Consider the following 9,928-nt stretch of genomic DNA (forward strand, 5'->3'; position numbering starts at 1 on the left):
CCATACACGATGTTGCCCGCCGATCATGACCAGGCAAGTCAGTAACCAAAAAATGGTCGGGTATGTCCTTTTTTTATTCAAGTCTGGGGGACCTGTGACAAATTTATGAAAATTGACGGTCGGTATAACGCGATATGCATGTTCCGTCGTTGACGATCGAACCGGAACAATATCCGTTACAGAACACTGATTTTAGAAAACTAATACCTGACCCCGATCAGAAGGATGTCATCCACCTGCACTTCGTTGCCTTTCCATTTCTGGACGGCACTGTGAAAAACGGTCAATTGATCTTCCATACTCACGCCGGCGCTTTCCGCCATGATCTTCCGGAGTTGTTTGCTCATGAATTTCTTTCCGGCGGGACCGCCAAACTGGTCTGCATACCCATCCGAGAATATATAAAACCGATCTCCGGACTGGAGTTTCCGCTCATGGGTTGTGAAGGCGAATTCATCTTCTGTCAAACCACCAATGGCTTGCTTGTTCCCTTTGATCTCCTCGAAATCATTTCCACGGTATAGGTAAAGAGGTCGCATGGCGCCGGCAAAGAGCAGTTTATTTTCAGAGGGAAGTACGGCACATAAAGCCATATCCATACCATCTCTTGTATCGGTCATCCGCTTGCTTTGTTTGAACGCCTGTTTAAGGCGCACGTTGAGTTCGGTGAGGATTCTCCCTGGATCCAGGATGGCCTGTTCCAGAATGATCTGGTTTAAAAGATTATGACCGATCATAGACATGAATGCTCCAGGCACACCATGCCCGGTACAATCCACCGCTGCCAGAATGGTCACGTCCTGTTTTTTCCCGAACCAATAAAAATCACCGCTTACAATATCTTTTGGCTGATACAGCACGAAAGACTCACTGAACGCATTGCTGGTGAGGTTTGCCGGAGGCAGCAGCGCTTCCTGAATTCTCTTCGCATAATTGATACTATCGGTAATGTCTTTGTTTTTGGCTTCAATGATTTCTTTTTGTTCAACCACTTCCCGCGTGCGTTCATCCACCATTTCTTCAAGTACTCTTTTTTCCTGCCTTAATCTGCGTTCACGATACTTGATAAAAGACAGGATCAGCAAACCCGCAGCTACCGTACATATAATGTAGAAAAACGGCGTTTGCCAGAACGGTGGCTTGATGATGATCACGCCGAGTTCCACGGCTTCCTTATTCCAGACCCCATCGCTGTTGCATGCCTTTAACTTGAAGGTGTATTTGCCTGATGGCAGATACGGAAAGGCAATATCTCTTTTCTCTGTAGGTATGCTCCACACGTTTTCGAGTCCTTCCAACATGTAAGTGTATCGCACCTTTTCCGGCGCCATCAGACTTATGGCTTCAAAATAGAAGGTCAGATGCCTCATATCGTGTGGCAGGGTAAGGTTGTATGGCAGACCGGTCCTGGCTTCAATGGAGTCAGCGTAATCTTTCCAGTCAAAAGCCTTGGATCGAAGCCTCAGGTCAAGCAGGGTGGTGTGAGGTTCATTCTTATTAATGATATCATCTTTAAACTGGTACCGTATTGCGCCACGGACCGTACCGAACCAAATGGCGCCACGACGATCCTCAAAAACTGCATTTGAGTTACATTCCACACCAAGAAACCCTTCTGATTTTCCGAAATGGCGTATGGCCAATGAATCGGTTTGCCATAAAGTGATCAGGTTAATGCGATCCAGACCGCGGTTGGTACCGAGCCACAGATAACCACGCCGGTCAAAGTGCATGAGATATACCTTATCGGAGGACAGTCCGTTAGACTGACGGATAGACTTAAAGCTACCGTCTTTAAATGTAAAAATACCTTCATCTGTTCCGAACCACATATGACCTTCATGGTCTTTCAGTATGGTTCGGACACGGCCATCGGTCAAACCCGATTTTTTTGTAAAATGCTGGAATGATTTCCCGTTATTCTTTATCGCCCCCTGGTCGGTCGCAAACCACATAGATCCATCCAGATCTTCATAAATACAATAAATGGCATTGCGCGCTTCGGGCAATAAGCTGGTATCTATTTCGAGTTTAGTTGCTTTGTTATTCTCAACCACATACACACCATGGAATGTAGCGAGCCACATCCTGTCAAAACGATCTCTTGTAATGTCATAGACGTCTTCTCCATTCAGCGCTTCCAACCCGAAATTTGATGTGGAGAAGTTTTTTCCATCCCATATGTGAACTTTACCACGCCGCACACCGACCCAAACCCTTCCCTGCGCATCTTCCTCCATCGAGCATACCTGTCCGCTCGGCACACCGGGTATGTCGTTCAAAGGATCCACTTTCCATCCGGAATCTTCGCTATAAGTCAAACGACTCAGGCCTTCATCCTCTGTCCCAACCCACATGGCTCCCCTGCGGTCTTCGAACAGGCTATAAACCAATTCACCGGAGAGTCCAGCATCTGCATCAAAGTTGATAAAACGTTGGCTTCGCAGTCCGGACACACCCTTCCCACTGGTTGCAAACCATATGATTCCTTCCTGATCCTGTATCAGCGTCCATATATTATCGGATGCCAGACCGGAATTCTCATCGATGTGGGTGAACGTTTTTCCATTATAGGAGAAAGCACCCTCATAGGTAGATACCCATAAAACGCCCTGGCGGTCTAACAGAAGTCCGGTAATAGAGACCTGCTCATCTTTCAGACCCGGCACCTGCACTTCCTCTACCAACCCTTCGGTAACCTTATACAGTCCGTCGGATGTTCCCAGCCATATACTTCCGTGGGCATCTTCTGTCACGCACCGGATCCTGACATCCCGCAGCCCCTGGTTCCTGGAGAATATTTTGATCGCACCGTCTTCATAACAGAGGGCACCATTTGTGAAACTGCCGATCCATATCCTGCCTCTGCTGTCCTCATACATACTATACACAAGGCCGTTCATCAATGAATCGTTGAACTCGAAGGATCGGAACGATTCACCGTTCCAAATGGCTACGCCTTTGGCGGTACCCACCCAAACGTTGCCATTGCGGTCTGCCAGTACCTTGTAAATCCGTTCACTGGGCAAGCCGTTATCGGTGGTATAGTTTATAAATGCGTGGCCATCATATACACTGAGGCCGCTTTTTGTACCAAACCATAATTTCTGATCCAGGTCCTGGGCAATGGAGAATACCACATTATCGGCCAACCCCTCGGTATGGGTAAGTATCTCAAACCTTGTTCCATCATACCGGTTCACACCCCCACCATTGGTACCCAACCACAGGGCACCCCGGTTATCCTGAAGCAGACTGAGCACTTGCGATTGCGAAAGACCATCCTCCACCGACAGATTACGGAAATCATAAATCTGCGCACGGGAGGAGACAGCCACAGACAGCATACTGAAAACGAGGATGATCCGTCGGATTGAATTCATGGCCTTAAAGTAACAAAATAATGTGGCCCTCAACCGCACTTTGCGATATTGAAATACGATATGAACATGGGGGTGTTATCAACCAATCGCCTTTCATAGTAGTGGTTTTCGCTTTTTTTGTCGTATTTTTACAATCTGACACTAAACAACTCATGCCTTCTGACTTTTTCAAACTATTCCGGCACATAGCCGCATTCATGCTCGTTTTGTGCTCAGGGCTCTCTATGGCTCAGGACTCATGCGACGTAAGTCTCGAGCTCCTGATCAGCCCGGGGTATGTGCTATGTGGCAACAACAACACGGTGGACATCATGGCCAATAGCACCAATTCAGGCAATAACCCCAGTTATGTCTGGTACGTGAACGGTGCATACGCTTCAAACGGCACCACCTTCTCATCCAATTCCATTCAGGACGGAGACACGGTCATGGCAGTGGTGATCTCTTCGACCAATTGTCAGCCTGCTGCGACTGACACGGGTTATGCCGTATTCAGCGTATCCAATGTAATGGCCGAGGCTACGCCGGACTCCGCCACCTGCAATACGGCGGACGGTTCAGTTACGGTGCATGACGTGACCGGTGGCGCGCCCCCTTTCACATATATCCTTAACTCCGGAACAGTTCAGGAGGACAGTGTGTTCACTGATCTGGAAGCGGGTATATATACCATAGAGGTCATCGATGACAACGGATGTTCCTGGAAAGCAGCAGTCACCGTACCGATCAAGGGGAGTATCCAGCAGGTCAACATCGGTACCACCAATACAACCTGCGGATTGAATGACGGAACCATTTTTATTACAAATATTCAAGGCAGTACCGGACCATTCCACATGGCACTTAGCAATGGGGACTCTGTTGATGTAACTTCCCTGCCTTATACATTTGACAACCTGCCTTCTGCGGTGTATTCACTTTCAATTTACGACAGCGATTTATGCAAATTCGAGGTTTATTATTTATATGTAGGTATAGATAATCCGATCACCAATGTGCCTGTGGAAGTCACACCCCATACTTGCGTGGCCTATGGCCAATTGGTGATAGACCTTAATAATGTTAGCGGAGGTGTGGCCCCCTACCAGATATCGATGAATGGCGGAAACAGCTTTACCAGTCAGTTTTACTATCCTGACCTGAAGCTCGGCACCTATCCGATTATGGTAAGAGACGTGAATGGCTGCATGTATCAAACCTCCGCAGAGGTGCCGTTTGAATGCGAGTTCCCGGAAACCCTCCTGTATCCTTTCAATGCATTCACACCGAATGATGACGGAGTGAATGACCTGTGGACCATTGCAGGAATAGAAGTTTTCAAAAGCCACAAAGTGGTGGTATACAACCGCTGGGGACAGCTGGTTTTTGAATCAGAAGAATATTCCAATGAAGATGGGTGGGACGGAAAGTTTCATGGATCACCCTTGCCGGAGGCTACCTACTTTTATGTGCTGGATGTTACCGGTTGGGATGAAAAGGAAATAAAGAAAAGCGGTATCGTAACCATTGTAAGATAAAACAAGATGACAAGGCCATTTTCAAATCGACGCAGATCATTACTCATGCTTACCACTGTGATGGGTGTATTGTTTTTCGGTACGGCATCTGCACAGCAAGCGCCGCAATACACGCAGTACATGTTCAACCAGTTCGGGTTGAATCCTGCGGTAGCGGGAAGCTTTCAATGCCGTGACTTCAAGCTGGGATACAGAACACAGTGGGTTGGATTCGACGGCGCACCGAATACGTTTTATCTGAGCGCGCATGGACCGTTAAAGGTCAAAAGCAATGGCAGACAAAGAGGAAAACATGGCATCGGAGCGTATATCAACAGGGATAAGATTGGCCCAAGCACACAGATGTATATCAATTTTGCATATGCTTACCATATTAAGGTTCAGGAAAAATCCTGGTTATCGTTCGGTGTCTTCCTGGGGGTACAGTACTACCGCTTCAGAGCGAATGAATTGATCACCCCGACACAAGATGTTGCCATTGATCAGGCATCCACATCCTGGGTATTGCCGGAGTTAATGCCGGGAATCTGGTATACATCACAAAATTCTTATGCCGGACTCTCATTCAAGCATGTACTTGGTAACAAGCTAAAGGCTCACGGACCGGAAAGTGATCTTTCCAGGCATTACTATCTCACGGCAGGACGAAGGTTCATTACACATTCCGGGGTTTCTGTCACACCATCGGTGATGGCTAAGATGGCTCCTTCCAGTCCGGTATCTGTCGATGGTAATCTTATGGTTGATCTTTCCGAACGGGTTGGGTTGGGTGCCAGCTACCGTCATCAGGATGCCCTCGCTGCCTTGTTGCGACTGCGTCTTACCTATGAGTTCTGGCTGGGCTATTCCTATGATATCACCACTTCTCCCCTTGCGGCTGTAAGTAACAATACGCATGAGATTGTACTTAGCTGGAGTCCGTGTGGTCGCGGAAGCAATGGAATGGGTTCAGGAGGAAACGGGAAGAAGAGCGGCAATTGCCCTGCCTATCAATAGACTCACCCCTATCAACTTTCAGATTTCTGAAGCTCTCAAAAAAAAATTTGGGGGGTCATGCAACTTTTGGGTATACCCGAGCGTCTTTATATAGAATCCTAACATCGGAGGATTCTATTACCTCACTTATGTGATGCACGTACCAACCGATGATGCGAAGAACCCCGGACATTTTCCCACCTGACTGATGCCGGGGTTCTTTTTTTTGGCATCCGGAATCACACCACGGCATCTATCCTACTTGCATTAAAAAATCATTTCCACTAAATTTAACCCGGTTGGTACGAGTTATTTGTTCCCTTAAGACGCATAGGGAATATCTTATCCGGAGGTTAATCCTCTTCTTACTTATTAGCTATTCGTGTTTTATATTATGCCAGTCTATGGCAAGAAGTGTATTTCATTGAGAGATTAATTGGCAACATACCTACAAACCAAAACCTAACCTATGAGAAACTTTCTACCCGTATGCATAGCAGTGGCCATGCTTACAACAACAGCCAACGCGCAGAAACCCTCCTTTGACGGGCAGCGTGTATTTTCTTCGGAAAGCGGACCGGAAGCCCGTGAAGCACAGTATCCGGAGATAAGCAGACAGACGCCTCGATTTGATGTATATCGGATTGACGACAAAGCCTTCTTCAGACATGTTCTTGAAGCAGAAAGTCAGTCCGAATTTCAATTCAATTTCGGTGATCAGTCCTGGGATTTCGTGATCTGGAAAAATGAACTCAGGGCACCTCAATATGTTCACCGGACAGCCACGGACAATGGCATCCAATTTCTTGAGCCCGCTCCGACATCCACCTATGCAGGTTATGTGAATGGCGACCGGAACAACTGGGTGCGTATCAACATCCGTGAGAATCACATTGAAGGTATCATTCATTCAAACGGTGTGGCATGGTCCCTCCAGTCCGTATCCATCTTTGAAAACAACCTGAATAAGAATTCACAAAATGATGTGGTTGTGTACAAAGTGGCGGACCTCGTGGATATGGGTGTCGGCTGCGGCGGTCATCCTGAAGCTCCGGACTACTCGCCTAACAACATCCGTGAGTACAAAGACCTTCAGGATCAAAATCAGGATCAGAACCTGGCGAAAAAATAATGCAGGGAACGTCAGGCGTATCCTATGCCAAATCAAATCTTGCCTATAAATGTGTGGAGATTGCCATTGCGGGCGACTACGGATTTATCAACCAGGCAGGTGGCGCTACCGCCGGTGAAACACGGTTGCTCGACATCTTTAATTATGTAGATGGATTTTACGATCAACATGAACTTGACTACAAGGTGGTGGAAGTCTTTACTGAATCCAGCAACCAGAATACCTGGGGAAGCAGTAATTCATCACAAACACTTCTCGACAACTTCACCAGCTGGGGTCCCAATGGATTCAGTGTAACACATGACCAGGGATCACTCTATTCCACAAGGGACTTTGACAACAGCGGTGTGATCGGCCTGGCATGGCTCACCTCCGTATGTACCAACAACCGTTATGGAGTCATGGAGTATTACTCAGGATGGGGAAACAATCTTCAATACCACTCGGTGGACCAGACACACGAGATGGGACACAACTGGTCATGTGATCATGATAATAGCAGCAGTACTTATATCATGTATCCTTCCCTAAGCGGTAGCAACCAAACCTGGGGATCCCAATCCACCAACTCCATTGCAAACCATAAGAGCAGCCGGAACTGCCTTGACAACGGTGAATGTGTGACCAGCGTTCCCCCTGTTGCAGATTTTGTTGCCAGCGTAACAGATGGCTGCGGATCCCTGACCGTACAATTCACGGATCAGTCTACCAATGCGCCAAACCAATGGGCATGGAAGTTTGGGGATAATCAAACATCCACCCAACAAAACCCATCCCATACCTATTCATCACCCGGAAACTACACAGTGGAACTTACGGCGACCAACAGCTATGGCAACAACACCGAGACCAAAACGGCATACATCACGGTAGGCACCGGAAGTCCATATGCATCTGCCAAGGGTGGTCCGGCAGATAATTCCTTTGGTGGTGGTGGCTACTTCACCTCCAATGATATCCGTGGAATTTTCTTCGATGCAAAGACAGACATCATCCTGGAATCTGTTTGGGTGGATGCCAACAGCAGTGGTACACGCACCATCGATGTGATTGCCAATGCCACAGCGAATACCACCGATGGTACCGTTACCGGCACCCTGCTCGTTTCAAAAGATGTGAGCATCAACTCAGGTCAGGGACGGGTCACTTTGAATTTTGACATCCCTCAGGGCAACAATTATTTCATCAAGGTGACCGGAAGTCTGGTGGATATGTACCGTAACAATGCGGGTCCATCATACCCTTACAACATCACCGACGGCGCAAGCAATAACCTTGTTGACCTTACCAAGTCCAATGTAATCGCGCCGGATGAGTTGAACTATTACTACTATTTCTACGACTGGTCTGTTCGTAAAAAAGGATGCACCACCAATACCGGATTGAATGAGCCTTCCGTTGATGTGGCCATCTATCCGAATCCTGCACACCAGGCCGTATATGTTAGGCTCGGACAGATCACGGAGAATGCGCAGATCAGCTTGCTCAACGCCATTGGTCAGACCGTCAGCATACAGCAGGTGAGTCAGGGTCAGGCTACGTATTCCGTACAAACCGGTGAGCTTCCGGAAGGGGTATACCTCCTGAAGGTGCAATCGGGTCAAGCCACACATACCCAACGCATCGTGGTGTCGCACTAATCAACGTTATCCGTTCTGAAAAAGCCGTCCCTTGTGGGCGGCTTTTTTTTTGCGGCCGTCCTCCCATTGAACATGCAAAAAGTTATTCGTATTCACGCTACCTTTGTCTGATAATCCGGTGCTTTGAACAAGCGTATCATCCAGCTGGCATTGCCGAATATCATAAGCAACATCACGTTGCCGCTGCTAGGCCTTGTGGATACCGCCATCATGGGCCACCTGGATTCCACCGACTACATCGCGGCAATTGCCATCGGAGGCGTGGTGTTCAACATGATCTACTGGAACCTCGCGGTGGTACGCATGTCTACCACCGGTCTTGTTGCACAGGCATTTGGCAGAGAAGATTCAACCGAAGAACTTTCCGTGGTCCTACGGGGACTTGCTGTAGCGGTGATCTCCGGATTTTTGCTGATCACCTGCCAATGGCCGATTGCGGAGTTTTCCTTCTGGCTTATTCATGCTGACGCTCATGTCACAGAGATTGCCAGGCACTACTTCAGCGTGCGAATCTATGCGGCACCCGCTACCGTTGCCAACTTTGTTTTCATAGGATACTTCCTCGGAAAGCAACGCGCTTCCATTGCCATGATTCTGACCATCGTCATCAATGGTATCAATACGGTGATGAGTCTTGCCCTGGTGTATGGATTAGATATGAAGGAAGAAGGTGTGGCACTGGGAACGGTTATCGGGCAATACGTCGGACTGGCGGTTTCGCTGTTCTATTTTCTAAGAACAACCCCTGAATGGAAATCGCTGTATGCCGGTAAAGCCGTTTGGTTAATGCAGGAGATGAAACGATACTTTGAGGTCAATGGCGCTCTGGTCATCCGCACCGCCACCCTCGCTTTCGCCTTTTCCTTTTTCAAAGTGCAATACACGGATTCGGATATCATCCTGGCTTCAACAAACCTTCTTTTGCTGGAAGTAGGCATGTTCATGGCATTTGCGATAGACGGATTCGCATTCGCCGCTGAAAGTCTCGCCGGAGCATATTACGGCGCCGGAGATGTTCCGAATCTCAAAAAATGTGTGCGGTTGAATATCCGCTGGGGATATGGTCTGGGCTTGTTGTTCTCCGTCATTTTTCTGGTGTTCGGACAGGAGATGATTTCCTGGCTCACAGATAAAGATGAGGTCATCATAGCCGCAGGTGATTATTTATTCTGGCTGGCGATCCTGCCACCGGCAAGCACACTGGCATTCATTTTCGATGGTGTTTTCATCGGCATCACCCGAACACGTGCATTGGTGGTCACGATGTTGATCGCCACCTTT

At 48.0% G+C, this 9,928-nt stretch carries 6 protein-coding genes; 5 read left to right on the top strand and 1 reads right to left on the bottom strand.

Annotation, left to right across the window (positions count from 1 at the left end; all coding sequences use genetic code 11):
* Positions 1 to 200 precede the first annotated feature (200 nt).
* Complete coding sequence (locus tag KDD36_13270; protein MCB0397618.1) at positions 201 to 3,383, bottom strand: SpoIIE family protein phosphatase; 3,183 nt, start codon at positions 3,381 to 3,383, stop codon at positions 201 to 203.
* Positions 3,384 to 3,535: 152 nt separating this feature from the next.
* Here KDD36_13270 and KDD36_13275 point away from each other — a divergent pair, with 152 nt between their 5' ends.
* The 5 genes from KDD36_13275 to KDD36_13295 all read left to right on the top strand — a co-directional run.
* Entirely contained in the window at positions 3,536 to 4,900 is a 1,365-nt protein-coding gene (locus tag KDD36_13275; GenBank protein ID MCB0397619.1) for a gliding motility-associated C-terminal domain-containing protein, read from the top strand.
* Between the two features lie 6 nt (positions 4,901 to 4,906).
* Entirely contained in the window at positions 4,907 to 5,896 is a 990-nt protein-coding gene (locus KDD36_13280) for a type IX secretion system membrane protein PorP/SprF (GenBank protein ID MCB0397620.1), read from the top strand.
* A 448-nt stretch (positions 5,897 to 6,344) separates the two neighbouring features.
* Positions 6,345 to 7,007, top strand: a complete 663-nt coding sequence (locus KDD36_13285) for a hypothetical protein (GenBank protein ID MCB0397621.1) — start codon at positions 6,345 to 6,347, stop codon at positions 7,005 to 7,007.
* Entirely contained in the window at positions 7,007 to 8,647 is a 1,641-nt protein-coding gene (locus KDD36_13290) for a PKD domain-containing protein (protein MCB0397622.1), read from the top strand. The genes KDD36_13285 and KDD36_13290 overlap by 1 nt, the downstream gene beginning before the upstream one ends.
* Before the next feature lie 123 nt (positions 8,648 to 8,770).
* Positions 8,771 to 9,928 (top strand): MATE family efflux transporter (locus tag KDD36_13295; protein MCB0397623.1); only part of this gene is annotated, 1,158 nt, incomplete at its 3' end.

The sequence above is a fragment of the Flavobacteriales bacterium genome, assembly GCA_020435415.1.
Classification (GTDB): Bacteria; Bacteroidota; Bacteroidia; order JACJYZ01; family JACJYZ01; genus JACJYZ01.

What these genes read in the sequence shown, in the direction of transcription:
- KDD36_13270 (MCB0397618.1), bottom strand. Translation starts at nt 3,383, where the DNA reads ATGAATTCAATCCGACGGATCATCCTCGTTTTCAGTATGCTGTCTGTG.
- KDD36_13275 (MCB0397619.1), top strand. Translation starts at nt 3,536, where the DNA reads ATGCCTTCTGACTTTTTCAAACTATTCCGGCACATAGCCGCATTCATG.
- KDD36_13280 (MCB0397620.1), top strand. Translation starts at nt 4,907, where the DNA reads ATGACAAGGCCATTTTCAAATCGACGCAGATCATTACTCATGCTTACC.
- KDD36_13285 (MCB0397621.1), top strand. Translation starts at nt 6,345, where the DNA reads ATGAGAAACTTTCTACCCGTATGCATAGCAGTGGCCATGCTTACAACA.
- KDD36_13290 (MCB0397622.1), top strand. Translation starts at nt 7,007, where the DNA reads ATGCAGGGAACGTCAGGCGTATCCTATGCCAAATCAAATCTTGCCTAT.